At 67.9% G+C, this 17586-nt stretch carries 15 protein-coding genes; 10 read left to right on the forward strand and 5 right to left on the reverse strand.

What is annotated here, in order from left to right:
* Positions 1-52 precede the first annotated feature (52 nt).
* The 7 genes from pnuC to J8I33_RS04390 all read left to right on the forward strand — a co-directional run bounded on the left by pnuC (position 53) and on the right by J8I33_RS04390 (position 10449).
* Positions 53-685, forward strand: coding sequence for a nicotinamide riboside transporter PnuC (gene pnuC, locus J8I33_RS04360; protein WP_050014479.1), 633 nt, complete (start codon positions 53-55; stop codon positions 683-685).
* 32 nt (positions 686-717) lie between these two features.
* Complete coding sequence (locus J8I33_RS04365) at positions 718-1908, forward strand: phosphotransferase (RefSeq protein ID WP_209933403.1); 1191 nt, start codon at positions 718-720, stop codon at positions 1906-1908.
* 272 nt (positions 1909-2180) lie between these two features.
* On the forward strand, positions 2181-3491 hold the full coding sequence (locus J8I33_RS04370; protein ID WP_209933408.1) for a TolC family protein: 1311 nt from the start codon (positions 2181-2183) through the stop codon (positions 3489-3491).
* 34 nt (positions 3492-3525) lie between these two features.
* On the forward strand, positions 3526-4998 hold the full coding sequence (locus J8I33_RS04375) for an efflux RND transporter periplasmic adaptor subunit (protein ID WP_209933413.1): 1473 nt from the start codon (positions 3526-3528) through the stop codon (positions 4996-4998).
* Between the two features lie 128 nt (positions 4999-5126).
* Positions 5127-8339, forward strand: a complete 3213-nt coding sequence (locus J8I33_RS04380) for a CusA/CzcA family heavy metal efflux RND transporter (RefSeq protein ID WP_209933414.1) — start codon at positions 5127-5129, stop codon at positions 8337-8339.
* Entirely contained in the window at positions 8339-9022 is a 684-nt protein-coding gene (gene irlR / locus J8I33_RS04385; protein ID WP_006490455.1) for a heavy metal response regulator transcription factor IrlR, read from the forward strand. Before J8I33_RS04380 ends, irlR begins: the two co-directional genes overlap by 1 nt.
* Positions 9019-10449, forward strand: coding sequence for a heavy metal sensor histidine kinase (locus J8I33_RS04390; protein ID WP_209933418.1), 1431 nt, complete (start codon positions 9019-9021; stop codon positions 10447-10449). The genes irlR and J8I33_RS04390 overlap by 4 nt, the downstream gene beginning before the upstream one ends.
* Before the next feature lie 79 nt (positions 10450-10528).
* On the opposite strand, the gene J8I33_RS04395 is transcribed toward J8I33_RS04390, so the two are convergent.
* On the reverse strand, positions 10529-10816 hold the full coding sequence (locus J8I33_RS04395) for a DUF4148 domain-containing protein (RefSeq protein WP_209924664.1): 288 nt from the start codon (positions 10814-10816) through the stop codon (positions 10529-10531).
* A 92-nt stretch (positions 10817-10908) separates the two neighbouring features.
* Here J8I33_RS04395 and J8I33_RS04400 point away from each other — a divergent pair, with 92 nt between their 5' ends.
* From J8I33_RS04400 to J8I33_RS04410, 3 genes are all read left to right on the forward strand, one after another.
* Complete coding sequence (locus J8I33_RS04400) at positions 10909-11142, forward strand: hypothetical protein (protein ID WP_209924665.1); 234 nt, start codon at positions 10909-10911, stop codon at positions 11140-11142.
* 642 nt (positions 11143-11784) lie between these two features.
* The gene (locus tag J8I33_RS04405; RefSeq protein WP_050014493.1) at positions 11785-12060 is read left to right on the forward strand and encodes a DUF4148 domain-containing protein; all 276 of its coding nucleotides are present in this window, start codon (positions 11785-11787) and stop codon (positions 12058-12060) included.
* A 63-nt stretch (positions 12061-12123) separates the two neighbouring features.
* Complete coding sequence (locus tag J8I33_RS04410) at positions 12124-12627, forward strand: hypothetical protein (RefSeq protein ID WP_209924666.1); 504 nt, start codon at positions 12124-12126, stop codon at positions 12625-12627.
* 22 nt (positions 12628-12649) lie between these two features.
* Here the strand turns inward: J8I33_RS04410 and J8I33_RS04415 are convergent, their stop codons facing one another.
* The 4 genes from J8I33_RS04415 to J8I33_RS04430 form a co-directional block, all read right to left on the reverse strand.
* Complete coding sequence (locus tag J8I33_RS04415; protein WP_050014495.1) at positions 12650-13375, reverse strand: hypothetical protein; 726 nt, start codon at positions 13373-13375, stop codon at positions 12650-12652.
* A 162-nt stretch (positions 13376-13537) separates the two neighbouring features.
* The gene (locus J8I33_RS04420; RefSeq protein WP_209924667.1) at positions 13538-14833 is read right to left on the reverse strand and encodes an aminotransferase class I/II-fold pyridoxal phosphate-dependent enzyme; all 1296 of its coding nucleotides are present in this window, start codon (positions 14831-14833) and stop codon (positions 13538-13540) included.
* Between the two features lie 190 nt (positions 14834-15023).
* A complete protein-coding gene (locus tag J8I33_RS04425; RefSeq protein WP_209924668.1) occupies positions 15024-16319 on the reverse strand; it encodes a nitrite reductase in 1296 nt (431 codons plus the stop codon).
* Between the two features lie 62 nt (positions 16320-16381).
* Positions 16382-17530: a DUF1176 domain-containing protein gene (locus J8I33_RS04430; protein ID WP_209924669.1), complete on the reverse strand. Its 1149-nt coding sequence runs from the start codon at positions 17528-17530 to the stop codon at positions 16382-16384.
* Positions 17531-17586: the final 56 nt, after the last annotated feature.

Below are 17586 nucleotides of genomic sequence, written 5' to 3' on the forward strand. Positions count from 1 at the left end.
GAACCGGCCGCGTGACGCGCGGCCCCGGCAGCCCACCAGGAGAGCACAGACGATGTCCCCCCTCGAAATCGCCGGCGTGATCGTCAGCGCGCTCGCGATCTGGCTGACCGCGAAGCGGCGCATGCTGTGCTGGCCGGTCGGCCTCGCGTCGGTCGCGCTGTACGGCTGGATCTTCTTCGATGCGAAGCTGTACTCGGACATGCTGCTGCAGGGCGCGTTCGCGGTGCTGCAGGTGTACGGCTGGCAGCGCTGGCTCGCGCAGCGCGCGAGCGAGGCCGGCGGCGAGGCGGCGCCTGCCGGCGACGTCGCGCCTGTCACCGGCGTGCGGCCACTCACGATGCTGCCCGACCTGATCGCGGCGGTCATCGGCAGCGCGCTGCTCGGCGGGATGATGGCGCGCTGGACCGATGCGGCGCTGCCGTTCGTCGATGCGTCGCTGACCGCGTTCAGCCTCGTCGCGCAATACTGGACCGCACGGCGTTACATCGCGTCGTGGGGGCTGTGGATCGTCGTGAACGTGGTGTACGTCGGGATGTTCGTGTTCAAGGAACTGTATCTGACGGCCGGCCTGTATGCGCTGTTCATCGGGCTGGCCGTCGTCGGCTGGCGCGACTGGAGCCGGACGGCCGCCGCGTTGCGGGCAGCATCGGGCGGCCCGCTCGCGTCGGGCGGCGGCACACGCTGATTCACGGATTCAACCACGGAGCAACGCCGTTCATGTCATTCCCCCTCGAGCCGGACGGCCCCCTGTCGCGCGACGTCGCGCCGCCGCAATTCGGCGTGGACGGCGAGCAAGCCGAACGCGACTGGCCGCTGATCACGCACGACGAAGTGGCGGCCGTGCTCGCGCGGATCGACGGCGTGGGGGAGCCGGTGCGGCTGACGTGGCACAGCCCGCGGCAGTTCGCGGCAGCGGTGCTCGTGCGGATGGCGGACGGCCGCGGGTTGTTCGTCAAGCGACATCACGCAAGCCTGCGCGATGTCGAGGGGCTCGAGGAAGAGCATCGTTTCATCGCGCATCTGCGCGAACGCGGGATGCCGGTGGTGGACGTGCTGGCCGATCGTCACGGTGCGACCGCGTTTGCATCCGGCGAGTGGACGTACGAGGTGCATGTGCTCGCGCCCGGTGTCGATCCGTATCGCGGCGTGATGTCGTGGCAGCCGTTCACGCATCCGTCGCATGCGTACGCGGCCGGCCGCGCGCTGGCCGAACTGCATCGCGCGGCGGCCGGCTACGATGCGCCCGCGCGGCCGGTGCGGACGCTGCTGTCGAGTTTTCGCGTGCTGTCGTCCGCCGATCTGGCGGGTGCGCTCGAACGCTGGGTCGATGCGCAGCCGTTGCTCGTGCGCGCGCTCGGCTCGCGTGACTGGCGCGGCGATGTGGCCGACGCGATCGGGCCGTATCACGCGCGCCTCGTGCCGTTGCTGCCCACGTTGACGCCGCTGTGGACGCACGGCGACTGGCATGCGTCGAACCTGCTGTGGACCGATGCGGGGCCTGGTGCGCAGGTGCGGACGGTGCTCGATTTCGGCTTGTCGGACCGCACTTGCGCGGTGATGGACGTCGCGCTCGCGATCGAGCGCAATACGGTCGACTGGATGGCGCCGGCCGATGCGCGGCGCGTGGAATACGACCAGATCGACGCGCTGCTCGACGGCTACGAATCGCTCGAACCGCTGAGCGACGATGCGTATGCGGCGCTGGTCGCGCTGCTGCCGATCGTGCATACGGAGTTCGCGCTGTCGGAGGTTGCGTATTTCGGCTGCATCATCGATGCGCCGGGGATTGTGGACATTGCGTACGACGGTTACCTGATCGGGCATGCGCGCTGGTTCGGCGAACGCGACGGGCGGCAACTGCTCGACTGGCTCGTGCAGCGGCGGCGGGGGAAGCAAGGGCGCGTTTGATTTTCGAGAATACGCGGATAGTCTCCTTGGCTCGGCGATTGACGTATCGCTCGAATCGAACGGAACATCGAAATCTCGTCCGGATAGATTCGGTGTGCCGTCGCACGCGAGCGGTGGAGGTACACGGGTCAACGCGCTCGAATCCGGTCAGATATGCACGCTGGGTCGGCGAGTACATCGCGCCCAACATGACGGAAATATCATCTTCGCCTCATGTTCGCACTGCGGCCGGTCCGTAGCATCGGTCGCGAACCGTTACCGCAGAACCGAACATGCTCAAGCTCAACCTCGCCGCGGCCATCGTCTTTGCGATGGCCGCGACGGCTCATGCGCAGCCCTCGCTGTCGCCGGCTCCGGCTGCCGCCGCCGCGCCGATCGGCGCACCGCCATTCGACGCACTTCCAGCATCGTCACTGACGCTATCCGATGCGCTCGCGGTCGCGGCGCGAAACAATCCGGCGCTGCGCGGCGCGCGCGCGGACGTCGCTGCATCGGCCGGCGCACTGATGCAGGCCGGCGCGCGCCCCAATCCCGAAATCTCGTTCCTGCAGGAAGGTTTCAGCCGCGCGGAACGCACGTCGACCGCATTGATCAACCAGACCATCGAACTGGGCGGCAAGCGCCGCGCGCGGCTCGACGTCGCATCGTATGGCCGCGAGGCGGCCAACGCGTCGCTCGACGAGCAGGGCGCGGCCGTGCGCGCCGACGTGATCGCCGCGTTCTACGGGCTGCTCGCCGCGCAGCGCCAACTTCAGGTGACCGAGGAGTCGGCCGCGATCGCCGCGCGTTCTGCGGATCTCGCGCGGCGACGCGCGCAGGCCGGCAAGGTGTCGCCGGTCGAGGCGACCAAGGCGCAGGTCGCGGCGGCCGGCGTGCAGATCGAGGTCGTGACCGCGCGCGGCCGTGTCGACGTCGCGCGCGAAAAGCTGAACGCGGTGATGGGCGAAGCGCGCAACGACCGGCTCGCGGCGCGCGGCGACCTGGAAACCGTGCCGCCGGTCGAGCCGCTGTCCGCGCTGACCGTGCAGCTCGACGATGCTCCGCTCGCGCGGGTCGCGCGCGCCGAAATGCTGCGCTCGAACGCGGCTGTGTCGCTGGAGCGCGCGCGGCGCATGCCGGACGTGACGGTCAGCGCGGGCGTGAAGCGCGTGACCACGGGCGGCGTGCCTGACAACCAGGCGGTGGTCGGCGTGTCGATCCCGATCCCGCTGTTCGACACGAACAAGGGTGCGTTGCTCGAGGCGACGCACAAGGCCACGCGCGCGAACGCCGATCTCGATCGCGAACGCACGCGCTTGCGGCTGGAGCTGACGCAGGCATACGCGAATTTCGAGGCCGCCGAACAGGAAGCGCAGCGGCTGAAGTCCGACATCCTGCCGGCCGCGCGTCTCGCGCTCGACGCGATGTCGCGCGGCTACGAGCTCGGGAAGTTCAGCTTCCTCGACGTGCTCGACGCGCAGCGCACGCTGTTTCAGGGCCAGTCGCAATACGTGCGTGCGCTCGCCGATGCCCACACGGCCCGCGCCGACATCGGCCGGCTCGTCGGTACGCCGCTCGCATCGCTTGCACCGGTCGCGCAATAGCGCAACGGACGCCTCTTTTACCTGAAGGATCACCATGTCACGCAACAGAATCCTGATCATCGCGGCGGTCGTGCTCGGCAGTGCCGGGATCGTCATCGGCGCACTCGGCGTCACGCGCAACGGCGGCGGCAACGGCGCGTCCGCATCGGCGGCTGCCGCCGCTTCGTCCGCCGAAGCCGCCGGCGAGCGCGGCGGCGTCGTGCTCAAGCGCGGCAGGCTGTCCGTCGAAATCGTGATGACGGAGAAGCCCGGCGATGCGCGCCTCATCGTCTATCCGTCCATCGACGGCAAGCCGGTGGACAAGGGCGTCACCGTGTCCGGCACGCTGGTTCGCTACGACCGCACGCACGAACCATTGCGTTTCGACGCGGCCGGCCAGAAGTTCGTGTCCGCGCAGTCGATCGCGAAGCCGCACGTGTTCGATGCGACGATCGACGTGAAGGCGGGCAATGAAGCCGCGTCGTTCCCGTTCGCCCGCGCCGACGGCGCGATCGCGCTGACCGACGCGCAGCTGGCGACCTCGAAGATCGCGCTGGCGAAGGCCGGCCCCGCGCAGATCGCGACGCCGTTCCAGCTCCCTGGCGAGATCAAGTTCAACGAGGATCGCACCGCGCACGTGGTGCCGCGCGTGGCCGGCATCGTCGAGCAGGTGTCGGTGTCGCTCGGGCAGAACGTTGCGAAGGGGCAGGTGCTCGCCGTGATCGCGAGCACCGATCTGGCCGACCGCCGCAGCGAACTGCTGACGGCCGAGCGCCGGCTGTCGGGCGCGCGTGCGACCTACGAGCGCGAACGCACGCTGTGGAAGGAGCGTATTTCGGCCGAGCAGGATTATCAGCAGGCGCAGGTGCAGTTACGCGAGGCCGAGATCGCCGTGCAGAACGCGCGGCAGAAGCTTGCCGCGCTGAATGCGCCGGTTGGCGCAGGCGCGCTGAACCGTTACGAACTGCGCGCGCCGTTCGCCGGCACGATCGTCGAGAAACATGCGACGCCGGGCGAAGCGATCGCCGCCGACGCCAGCATGTTCGTGATCTCCGACCTGTCGACGGTATGGGCCGAGATGGCCGTGCCGGCGCAGCGGTTGAACGATGTGCGGGTCGGTCGCGATGCAACGGTCATCGCGACCGCGTTCGAATCGCGTTCGAGCGGCCCGATCGCGTACGTGGGGTCGCTGCTCGGCGAGCAGACGCGCACCGCGCCGGCGCGCGTCGTGCTGCCGAACCCGGACGGGGTATGGCGGCCCGGGATGTTCGTGAACGTGTCGGTCGACGCGGGCAAGCAGGGCGTGCCGCTCGCGGTCGCGAGCGACGCGCTGCAGGACGTCGACGGCGCACCGTCCGTCTTCGTACGCTCGTCGAAGGGTTTCGTCGCCCAGGCCGTCGAAACGGGCCGGCGCGACGAACGGGCGACCGAAGTGCTGAAGGGGCTCAAGCCGGGCCAGGAATACGCGGCGTCGAACAGCTTCGTGCTGAAGGCGGAACTCGGCAAGGGGAGCGCGGAACATGAATGAACAGCAATACGCGTGCGCCGTGGCGCGACTGGCGGCCCGCCATGCGGCCCGCTTTCCAATCGGCCGGGTGACCGGCCGCGCGGCTCGCCCGGTGCGGACGACCGTTCCCCGCTTCAAGGAATCCCGACATGTTTGAGCGCCTGATCCGCTTTGCGATTGCGCACCGCTGGCTCGTGATGCTGGCGATCGCGTCGGTGGCCGCGCTGGGCGTGTTCAGCTACCAGCGGCTGCCGATCGACGCGGTGCCCGACATCACCAACGTGCAGGTGCAGATCAACACGTCCGCGCCCGGCTACTCGCCGCTCGAGGCCGAGCAGCGCATCACCTATCCGGTCGAGACCGTGATGGCCGGGCTGCCGGGGCTCGAACAGACGCGCTCGATCTCGCGCTACGGGCTGTCGCAGGTCACCGTGATCTTCAAGGACGGCACCGACATCTACTTCGCGCGGCAACTCGTCAACGAGCGCATCCAGGAGGCGAAGGACAAGCTGCCGGCCGGCATTGCGCCCGCGATGGGGCCGACGTCGACCGGCCTCGGCGAGATCTACCTGTGGACCGTCGAAGCCGACGCCAACGCGCGCAAGCCCGACGGCACGCGCTATACGGCGGCCGACCTGCGCGAGCTGCAGGACTGGGTCGTGCGGCCGCAGTTGCGCAACGTGCGCGGCGTGACCGAGGTCAACTCGATCGGCGGCTACGTGAAGGAATACCGCGTCGCGCCGAATCCGGCGAAGCTGATGTCGTACGGGCTGACGCTCGCCGACGTCGTGCGGGCGCTCGAGCGCAACAACGACAACGTCGGCGCCGGCTACATCGAAAAGCGCGGCGAGCAGTATCTCGTGCGCGTGCCGGGCCAGGCGCGCACCGTCGACGACATCGCGAACATCGTGCTGACCAACGTCGGCGGCGTGCCGGTGCGCATGAAGGACGTCGGCGTGGTCGACATCGGCCGCGAGCTGCGCACCGGCGCCGCGACGTCGAACGGCGAGGAAGTCGTGCTCGGCACGGTGTTCATGCTGATGGGCGAGAACAGCCGGACGGTGTCGAAGGCCGTCGCCGCGAAGATGGACGACGTGAACCGCACGCTGCCGGCCGGCGTGAAGGCGATTCCGGTGTACGACCGCACGGTGCTCGTCGAGAAGGCGGTCGCGACGGTGAAGAAGAACCTGCTCGAAGGCGCGGTGCTCGTGATCGCCGTGCTGTTCCTGTTCCTCGGCAACATCCGCGCGGCGCTGATCACCGCGCTCGTGATTCCGCTGTCGATGCTGATGACCTTCACCGGGATGGTCAACGCGAAGGTGAGCGCGAACCTGATGAGCCTCGGCGCGCTCGACTTCGGGATCATCGTCGACGGCGCGGTGGTGATCGTCGAGAACTGCGTGCGGCGGCTCGCGCATGCACAGTCGGCGGCGGGGCGCCCGCTCACGCGCGACGAGCGTTTCGCCGAAGTGTTCGGCGCATCGCAGGAGGCGCGCCGCGCGCTGATTTTCGGGCAACTGATCATCATGGTCGTGTACCTGCCGATCTTTGCGCTGACCGGCGTCGAAGGCAAGATGTTCCACCCGATGGCGATCACGGTCGTGATGGCGCTCGCGGCCGCGATGGTGCTGACCGTCACGTTCATTCCGGCGGCCGTCGCGCTGTTCATCGGCGAGCGGGTCGAGGAGAAGGAGAACCGGCTGATGGGCTGGGCGCGGCGCGCGTACGAACCGGTGCTCGCCGCGTTCATGACGCGCCCGATGCGCGTGATGATCGGGGCGGCCGCGATCGTGCTGGTCACGCTGGGGCTCGCGACGCGGCTCGGCAGCGAGTTCATCCCGAGCCTGAACGAGGGCGACCTGGCGGTGGCCGCGCTGCGGATTCCCGGCACGAGCCTGTCGCAGTCGGTCGAGATGCAGAAGTCGATCGAGAAGACGCTGAAGGCGCGCTTCCCCGAAATCGAGCGCGTGTTCGCACGCACCGGCACGGCCGAGATCGCGGCCGACCCGATGCCGCCGAATCTGTCGGATGGCTACATCATGCTGAAGCCGGCCGACACGTGGCCCGACCCGAACAAGCCGCGCGAGCAGCTCGTGCGCGAGATCGAGGACGCGCTCGCCGAACTGCCGGGCAATGCGTACGAGTTCTCGCAGCCGATCCAGTTGCGCTTCAACGAACTGATCTCGGGCGTGCGCAGCGACGTCGCCGTGAAAATCTTCGGCGACGACATGGCCGTGCTGAACCAGACCGGCGAGCAGATCGCGGCCGCGTTGCAGAAAGTGCCGGGCGCGTCGGAGGTGAAGGTCGAGCAGACCACGGGCCTGCCGGTGCTGACCGTCAATCTCGACCGCGACAAGCTCGCGCGCTACGGCGTGAGCGTCGCCGACCTGCAGGACTCGGTGGCTGCGGCCGTCGGCGGGCAGAAGGCCGGCACGCTGTTCCAGGGCGACCGCCGCTTCGACATCGTCGTGCGGCTGCCCGACGAACTGCGTACCGACATCGAGGCGATCAAGCGGCTGCCGATCGCGCTGCCGGCGCCCGCGGCCGGCGCCAGTGCGCCGCTCGCGGCGGCGCCATACGTGCCGCTGGCCGAGCTCGCGACGATCGACGTGGCGCCGGGTCCGAACCAGATCAGCCGCGAGGACGGCAAGCGGCGGGTGGTCGTCAGCGCGAACGTGCGCGGCCGCGACGTTGGCTCGTTCGTGGCGGACGCGCGCGAGCAGTTGCAGCAGGACGTGCGCGTGCCGGCCGGCTACTGGGTGTCGTGGGGCGGCCAGTTCGAGCAGCTGCAAAGCGCGAGCGAGCGTCTGAAGCTCGTCGTACCGCTCGCGCTGTTCATGGTGTTCGTGCTGCTGTTCGTGATGTTCAACAACGTGAAGGATGGGCTGCTCGTGTTCACCGGCATTCCGTTCGCACTGAGCGGCGGCGTCGTGTCGCTGTGGCTGCGCGGGATTCCGCTGTCGATCACGGCGGCGGTCGGCTTCATCGCGCTGTCCGGCGTGGCCGTGCTCAACGGCCTCGTGATGATCTCGTTCATCCGCAACCTGCGCGACGAAGGCATGCCGCTCGACGCGGCCGTGCGCGACGGCGCGCTCACGCGGCTGCGGCCCGTGCTGATGACCGCGCTGGTCGCGTCGCTCGGCTTCCTGCCGATGGCGTTCGCGACCGGCACCGGCGCCGAGGTCCAGCGTCCGCTTGCGACGGTCGTGATCGGCGGTATCCTGTCGTCCACCGCGCTGACGCTGCTGGTGCTGCCGGTGCTGTACCGCGTGAGCCATGCGGTGTCGTGGCGCGCGGCGTTGCGCGGCGGTTTCGCCGCGGGCATGATGCACCGGCTGGGTTTCTTCAAGGGTAATGCGTGATGCGAATTCTGATTGTCGAGGATGAACCGAAGACGGGCGCGTATCTGCGCAAGGGGCTGACCGAGGCCGGCTACGTCGTCGACTGGGTCGAGGACGGCATCACGGGCCAGCACCAGGCCGAAACCGAGGAGTACGACCTGCTCGTGCTCGACGTGATGCTGCCCGGGCAGGACGGCTGGACGCTGCTGCAGAACCTGCGGCGCAGCAAGTCGACGCCGGTGCTGTTCCTCACCGCGCGCGACGACGTCGGCGATCGCGTGAAGGGGCTCGAACTGGGCGCGGACGACTATCTCGCGAAGCCGTTCGACTTCGTCGAGCTGACCGCGCGCATCAAGTCGATCCTGCGGCGCGGCCAGCCGCGCGATTCGAACACGCTTCGTGTGGCCGATCTCGAACTCGACCTGACGCGCCGCAAGGCCACGCGGCAGGGCGACACGATCCTGCTGACCGCGAAGGAGTTCGCGCTGCTGTGGCTGCTGATGCGCCGCGAAGGCGAGATCCTGCCGCGCGCGACGATCGCGTCGCAGGTGTGGGACATGAACTTCAACAGCGACACGAACGTCGTCGATTCGGCGATCCGGCGTCTGCGCTCGAAGATCGACGATGCGTACGAACCGAAGCTGATCCACACGGTGCGCGGGATGGGCTACGTGCTCGAAGCGCGCGGCGGCGCGGCCGCATGATCGCGCGCCTGCTGCCGCGGACGCTGCGCGGCCGGCTGACCGCGCTGATCATCCTGTCGACGTCGGTGATCCTCGCGTCGAGCGGCGTCGCGCTGTACGAAGCGCTGAGCAACCGCGTCGACACGACGGCAGCCGAGCAGATGGCCGGCATTTCCGCCGCATTGGGCACGCACCTGGCCGAGGCGCGCACGACGGCCGACGTCGCGCGCAACATCGACATCTGGATCGACCAGTTGCACGGGCATCCGAACATGGATCTCGCGATCTTCGATGCCACGGGAACGCGCCTGGTCGGCACGCCCGGCTTCCGCCCGTACGGGCCGCTGATGTCGCTGGATGCGGGGCGCGTGCCGGTCGGCGTCGCGCCGCCCGGCACACGGCACCAGTATCTGGTGACGAATGTGCCGCTGGCCGGCGTGGGCGCAAGTGCGCCCGTGGTGCGCGTCGTGGTGCAGTACGACCGCAGCGCCGACGTGCTGCTGCTGCGCACGCACGCTTATACGATCGTCGTGATCGAGGTGTTCGGCGTGGTGCTCGCGGCCGCGATCGCATACGGCATCGCGGCGCTCGGGCTGAGCCCGCTGCGGCGGTTCGCGGCGCGTGCCGAACAGATGTCGACGAGCCGGCTCGCCCATCCGCTGCCGGCGCTCGATACGGCCGGCGAGCTGAAGGAGCTCGAGCACGCGTTCAACGGCATGCTCGAGCGATTGAACGAATCGTTCACGCGGCTCAGCCAGTTCTCGTCGAATCTCGCGCACGACATGCGCACGCCGCTCACGAACCTGCAGGCGGCCGCGCAGGTCGTGCTGTCGCAGCCGCGCAGCGCGGATGAATACCGGAACGTGATCGAGTCGAGCATCGACGAATACCAGCGGTTGTCGCGGATGATCGAGGACATGCTGTTCCTGGCGCGTTCGGAACAGGCCGGCACGTCGATCAGCGTGCGGCGCCTGGATGCGTCGGAAGAGGCGGGGCGCGTCGCGGGCTACTACGAGCCGCTTGCGGAGGATGCCGGCGTGACGGTGAAGGTCGACGGCCATGCGTGGGTCGATGCGGATCTGACGCTGTACCAGCGTGCGCTGAGCAACCTGCTGTCGAATGCGCTGGCCTACGCGCCGCGCGGCAGCATCGTGACGATCGATTGCGTGGAGCAGGGCGGTGCGACGACGATCGCCGTGTCGGACACGGGGCCCGGCATCGAGGCCCAGCATGTCGGAAGGATTTTCGAGCGCTTCTATCGCGTCGATCCGTCTCGGCACAATTCCGCGCAAGGGACGGGGCTGGGGCTCGCGATCGTCCGGTCGATCATGGACAATCACGGCGGCGAATGCGGCGTCGACAGCGACCCGGGCAGGCGCACGACGTTCTGGCTGCGCTTTCCGCGGCGGCCGGCCGAGCTGAACCGGCCGGCGGCCATCCCTACCTGACACCGCCGGTGGGCACGCCCGCGCGTTCGCCATGAGGCGGCCGCGCGCGGCACGCTGCCCGCGGTCGGTTGACCGAGCGTCATTTCTGTGCGGTCAGGTTGTCGTGGTTGTCGGTCTGCGGCTTCTTCTCGCCGCCATGCACCGAAACCCCGTGCAGCTCCTTGTTGCGCGCGACCAGCTCGCCGGTCGGCGGGTACTGCGTCTTGCTGATCGGCACGACGCCGTCGTGCTGCGCCTGCTTCAGTTCGTTGACGACCTGCGTGCGGGTCTTGCCCTGCGTTTGCGTCTGCGCGAATGCGGCCTGCGTGGCCATGCCGAGCGACAGCGTGGCGGTGACGAACAGTGCTGCGAGTTTTGCCGTTTTCATCGAGTGCTCTCCTTGATCAGGGCCGCCGGGTGGCGAACCGTGGACCCAGTATGCGAAAGCAGCCGTGCGTGATCGTGATCGCGAGATGAAAAATGCGTCAGATTGCCGGCGTGGAGGTGCGCCGTGCGGACTCGATCGACATGACGCAACCGTCATGTTCGCGTCATGGGTGGGATGAGCGGGAAGCGGAACATGCAGTCTGCCGTTGGCTGAGCGTGCCGACGGAATACGTGCCGACCGCGGCAGCAGCATCGATAGCGGGCGGCGCCGTTCAGACCTTCTTCCGGATCGAAAATTGCATCGTCCCGCTATTTGCCTTGCCTTGATCGCAGTCCTGATCGTCCCGTTGTTCGCGGGCTGCGCATCGACACGTTCCGGCGCCACGGCCACCGCTTCTGCCGCCGCGCGCAAGCCCGCGCCGACCGACCTGACGCCTGGCGAGCCGGTCGACTATGCCGGGCACCGGTGCGGCAATCCGAACCTGTATGTGAAAACGCATCCGTGCGTGTACCCGCAGCGCAATTCCCCGCGGTGATGGTCGGACACGCGTAAAAAAATGGCCCGGCGCTCGACGAGTCCGGGCCTAATGCGTGATCGTGCCGTGCGGCAGCGACCCGCTGCGTGGGTGGGAACGGGCAGGGCCCGCTACCGTTCCGATCGTAGCGATGCGACGCATCGTGAACCTGATCGGAACATGAAATTTTCGTCACGCAGTGCGCATGGGCAGCCGCCGAGGGATTGACGATGCCCGTCGTCCGCGTGCCGCCGGCCAGCGTGCGCGGTTCCCCGTTCGCGCGCCGCCACGCGCCGACCGCATGAAGATGGGTGTGCGTCGATAGCGCATGGTCGGCGGACATCAAACATCGTCGGAACGGTGACGAAACCGTCATCAGGCGATCACGAATCCGCACCGCCTCGGGATCAAAGTGAAGGCTTCTGTCACGGAATTCCAGTAAGGAGCCAACCACATGAACATTCCGCACTCGCTGATCGCCATGGCCGCTGGCGCGCTGTCGATAGCAGCCTTCTCGCAAGCCGTGGTCGCGCAGCCGAAAAGCCGTCAGGAAGTGATTCAGGAGCTGGTGCGCGCGCGCCACGACGGCGTGATCCCGAGCCCCAATCACGACTATCCGGCGAGTCCGGCCGCCGTCGCGCGCAATCGGGAAATTCATCGCTCGACCGTTCATCGCGGCGAGAAGACGCCGATGGTCGACGCGCACGACAACCGCTTCGCGGTGCTTTGATCGTTGATTCGCGGCCGACCGGGACGACGCCCGTCGGCCGCATTTACGGAAAAGGAGCGTGCGATGCGCAATATCGCGAAAGGAATCGTGCTGGCGGCGTGCCTGACGTCGACGGCCGCGATGGCGGCTGGCTGGCCGGAACGTGCGCTGTCGCACGTGCCGGCGCACGACCTCGGCATCCGCGCGAACGAGAAAATGCGCTGCGAGTTCGCGGCCGTGCCGGCCGGCGCGTGGACCGCGACGTTCGCGCGCGGGCAATGCGAGATCGACAACGGCCGGCTGACGTTCGTGCCGGCCGATCCCGGTGACGAGCCGACCATCACGGAGAAACGGATCATGCTCGGTGACGTCCGCACTGCGTCGCATCAGTCGCGCAAGCTGAAGGAACAACTGCAGCTGACGACGCGCGATCAAGTGATCGCGCTGAACGTATTGACCGACGATGGCAGCCGAAAATCGCGCGAACATGCGATCGACCTGTGGACCACACTGCGCAACGCGGGTGTCACGCCGGTCAACGGCACGCGTATCGTCGACACTTATCCAACCGGCGCGACGACATGGTAGCCACCACGCCGTTGCGCGCGGCCTACCCGGCCTTCACCGATCCTTCGATCAGGAAGAACACGATGAAGCCGATGAAGAACGCTGCCGTCGCGAACGGCGTTTCCGGCACCTCGTGCGCTTCGACCAGCAATTCTTCGGTGACGAGGTACAACAGCGCGACGGTGCCCAATCCCAGGAGCACCGCATAGACATTCGCGGGCAACCCCGCGAACGCCGCATTGCCGGCCACGGCCGCGACGCTCAGCAGCGCTGCGAGCGCGACCGGCACGACGATCGACAGCATGCGGCCGATGCCGGCCGCGGCCAGCGCCGCGCTGACCGACAGCGCGAGGAACAGCACCTCGAGCGTCAGCGCGACGGTCAGGATGATGCCGCTTTCGTCGCTCGCGGAAAAGGCGATGCCGAGCACCAGGCCGTCGACGACGAGGTCGATCGCGGTGACGATGATCAGACTCACCGGCAAACGCGCTTGCTCGAAGCGCGTCTCGATCGCGCCGGACAGCGCGCGGATCGCCAGCATCAGCGCGATGCCGAGCACGAAGCCGACGACGACCGGAAACAACGCATGCGCGCGGTCCTGCGGCAGCAGTTCGAGCGCGGCGGCCGCGAATACGATGCCGCCGGTGAAATGCTGGATCACGCTCGACGTTTTCGGGCCGGGCGCACGCCACGCGGCCGCGAGCGCGCCGAAACAGGCCGCCAGCACGGGCGGTAACGTGAGCAGCGCGAGCTTTGCGGTCGGTGTCATGAGTCCTCTCGGCGGTTGGCGCGTCGCAGTCGGACGCTGCGTGGCACGATCGTACGCGCCGGGCGTCGCCCGGGCATCAACCGGAGATTGAACACCTTGAAGCCGCTCCAGGGTCAAGCGGTTCGATGCGGGCGCACCGGCAAGCCGGTGCGCCCGTTCCGCTCAAAGCTGCGCGAGCGCCTGGTCGAGGTCGGCGAGCAGGTCGTCGATATGCTCGATGCCGATCGACAGCCGCACCGTTTCCTCCTTCACGCCGGCCTTCGCGAGTTCGGCCGGCGACAGTTGCCGGTGCGTCGTCGATGCCGGGTGCGTCGCGAGCGACTTCGTGTCGCCGATGTTGACGAGCCGCGTGAACAGCTTCAGCGCGTCCTGGAACTTCGCACCGCCGTCACGTCCGCCCTTCACGCCGAACGTCAGGATGCCCGGCGCGCGGCCCGACAGGTAGCGCGCGACGAGCGGATGGTCGGGGTGATCGGGCAGGCCCGCATAGTTCACCCATTCGACGTTTTCGTGGCGCGCGAGGTGCTGCGCGATCTTCAGTGCGTTGTCGCTGATCCGCTCGACCCGCAGCGCGAGCGTCTCGATGCCCTGCAGGATCTGGAATGCATTGAACGGCGAGATCGCCGCGCCCATGTTGCGCAGCGGCACCACGCGGGCGCGGCCGATATACGCGGCCGGTCCGAACGCTTCGGTATAGACGACGCCGTGATAGCTGACGTCCGGCTCGTTCAGTCGCTTGAAGCGGTCCGCGTGTTCGGCCCACGGAAACTTGCCCGAATCGACGATCGCGCCGCCGAGGCTCGTGCCGTGGCCGCCGAGATACTTCGTCAGCGAGTGCACGACGATGTCGGCGCCGTGCTCGAACGGGCGCAGCAGGTACGGCGACGGCACCGTGTTGTCGACGATCAGCGGGATGCCGTGGCGATGCGCGACCTCGGCGAGCGCGGCGATGTCGGTGACGTTGCCGAGCGGGTTGCCGACCGATTCCGCGAAGATCGCCTTCGTGCGCGCATCGATCAGCGGCTCGAACGACGCGGGGTCGCGCGGATCGGCGAAGCGCGTGGTGATCCCGTACTGCGGCAGCGTGTGCGCGAACAGATTGTAGGTGCCGCCGTACAGCGAACTCGCGGATACGATGTTGTCGCCGGCTTCGGCGATCGTCTGGATCGCGTAAGTGACGGCGGATTGCCCCGACGCGAGCGCGAGCGCGCCGATGCCGCCCTCGAGCGCGGCGATCCGCTGCTCGAGCACGTCCGTCGTCGGATTCATGATCCGCGTGTAGATGTTGCCCTGGACCTTCAGGTCGAACAGGTCGGCGCCGTGCTGCGTGTCGTCGAATGCGTACGCAACGGTCTGGTAGATCGGGACGGCGACCGCGCGCGTGGTCGGGTCGGGACGATAACCGCCGTGCACGGCGATGGTTTCGAGACGCCAGTTCGAATGGGCCTGATCGGTCATGGTTGCTCCGTTTGTTGTTGTGAAGGTCGAGGGGGCCTGCCGTCCGGCGATTATAGGAGCACGTGTGCGGCTGCCCTTAGAACGAATCGTTGGTTGCTTATGGGGACGCGCCGCATAGAATGCGTTTTTCCGCAGACGATCGTCGGCACCGTGACGCGACGCCGGTACGCCCTCGCGGGCGCACCGCGCACTAGCTCTTGTCGGGATTCGAGTCGCTGCACTGGTCGGGATCGTCGCGCAACAGGATGCGGCGGATGCGGCCATTGTCGTAGAACGGCACGTCCGGGCAGAACTTCGTGCCGGCGCGCGTTGACGTACGTTTCCAAGCGACCTTTTCGGTACGCACGAGCGTCGGGGCGCTGCCCGGCGCACCCGGTTTCCAGATGTCGATATACACGCGCGACATCTGCGGCGAATCACCCACTTCGCAGTCCTTCAGCGCACCCAGCGTCGAGCGCAGCCCGGTATCGGCCTGCTCGATGCGTTGCGGATACTCGATATGGCCGTTGTCGTAGCCGGGCACGACGTAGCAATAGCGGCGCGTGTTCCCGTCGAGCACCGGCAGCAAGTAGCTGCTGGCGGAATCGACCTCCTTCACGTCGTTGCCCTGCCAGCGGTAGGTCGTCACGCCATGCTCGCAGCAGCTCGCGCGCCAGCCCGTCCAGATGATCCGGTGAACCGGATCGAAATCCGGCGACGTGATGTCTTGCAGTCCCTGCGGCGCATCGACGAAGCGCCGCGTCTTCGGGTTGAAGATCCACGTCTGATACGGAATGTTCGGGCCGGCCCCCATCGACTGTGCGAGCATCAGGTCGGGCCAGCCATCGAAGTTCACGTCGGCGAAATCCGGTGTGAACAGGTTGCAGGTGCCTCGCGAATCGGTCTTGAGCGTCTGCACGAGACGGTCGTGATCGTACAAGCGGATCGCGGTGACCTGCGGCGCGTCGTTGCACGAACCGCCATCGTCCGGCAGATGGTCGGCGACGAGGCGGATGTCGTAGGGGAATGGTCTGCCTACGCGCTTCTGCGCGAGCGAGACAGGGAATGTGCGCTTGCCGTCCGGGGCGGTCCATGTGCCGGTGACCGCATTGTCGAACGAAGCGGCGCGCCACGTGCCCGTCACGCGATCGGCATTCGTCTTCGCGCCGCTGTCGCGTTCCGACAGCGTCGTGCCGTGCGGATCGAGCGAACCCTTCAACGCAAGCCGATAGCGCTTGTCGGACGCGCATGGCGCGTAGCAGTACCAGCCGGATATCGTATCGGCGACGCGCGACAAAGACACTTCGACATGGCGATTGCCGATCGTGCCGGTCCAGTCGCGCGACCAGAACGGGATCTCGACCGACTCGTCGGCGTCTGCCGCGCGCGCCGGTGTCGACACGAATGCGGTGATGGCGATCAGCGCGAACGCAAGCGCGCTGCGCCAGCCGCGCGTGCCCCGCGGCGCGGCCGTGTGGCCCGACGCGGCGATGAATGGGTGATGCATGGTTCGGCCCCTCGTTTTGTTATGGGTTATCTCTGCAGGCGTGTTTCGGTGCGATACGTGCGTCAGCGGCTTCCGGCCGCATCGGCCCGTCGATACAGGCGCGGCCATTGATCGTCGAACAGGCCGTTGCATGCGCCGTGCGTCGCGATATCGCCGAGCATGAAGCGCCGGCCGTCGAAGATCCACGATGCGGTCGAGCCGCAATCGCCGGCACTGCGCAGCCTCACCTTGCTCGACAGCGTCGCGCTGGCGGGATCGTAGCCGGCGTCGGTCAATTCGTTTGCGAACGACGCTGAATCGAGGCCCGCGTTCGCGTTCTCGCCGAAGTTCATCGCGGCCGGCGCATACGGCGGAGTTCGCCGCACGCGATACCACAGATCGGTGTGGTTATACATGCTGCTGGTCTGGCACGGGATCGCGACGAGCGCCTCGTCGGACGACATCGCGACGGCTCGCGATGCTTTCCTGCGGTCGCTCGCCGACATTTCGTCTTCGACATCGGCCGCACATTGCTTCACGTCGGCACCGAATTTCGCGAGCACCGCATCGACGAGCGGACGCTGTTCGGCGGCCGACAGGGCCGAGGCGGCCGGCGGCGCGGGCGTGACGGCGTGTGGCAACGCGGGCGCGGCCGGCACCGACGATGCAGGCTTGGTGCCCGGGCGCAGCAGCGCCGTGACCGTACCGACGCGGCCCTGCGTGTCGTCGATCAGCAGCAGCGCGGCATTCAATCCCGACAACGGCGTGCGTGCGGTGGACGTCGTGGCCGGATCGCCGAAGCTCAGCAGTTGCGCATTACGCGCCGCGGCCAGCCACGCGGCCACCGTTGCCGGATCGCTGGTCCGGATCCGGAGCGGGCGGGCGTCGTCGTCGCTCTTGTCGCCGAACGCATGCCATTGCGCCGGCATCGCATCGAACGGCCGGCCATCCACGCGTGCGGTGCGCAAGTCGATCGGCGCCGACGCGTAGAGGTCGAGCGAGGCTTGCGCGTCCGGGCCGGCATCGCGCGTCACGCGGAGGATCAGGCCGGTGCGTGCGTCGTCGATATCGTCGGCGTGGCTTTCCGCGATACAGCGATTGCCGTTGTCGCAGACGACCGACCAGTTCTTGAAGTCGCGTTCGACCGGTGGCCGCGCGAGCGGGCGAGCCTCGGCAACGAACGGGGAAACGGCGAGGAGGGCGGCGATGGCGAGCGAAAGGCGGTGCGACATGACGGTTCGTATCGACTGTGGATGGGCGGGCGGAAGACGTCGGACTGCAAGCGCAT

The sequence above is a fragment of the Burkholderia sp. AcTa6-5 genome (genome assembly GCF_017815075.1).
GTDB lineage: Bacteria > Pseudomonadota > Gammaproteobacteria > Burkholderiales > Burkholderiaceae > Burkholderia > Burkholderia sola.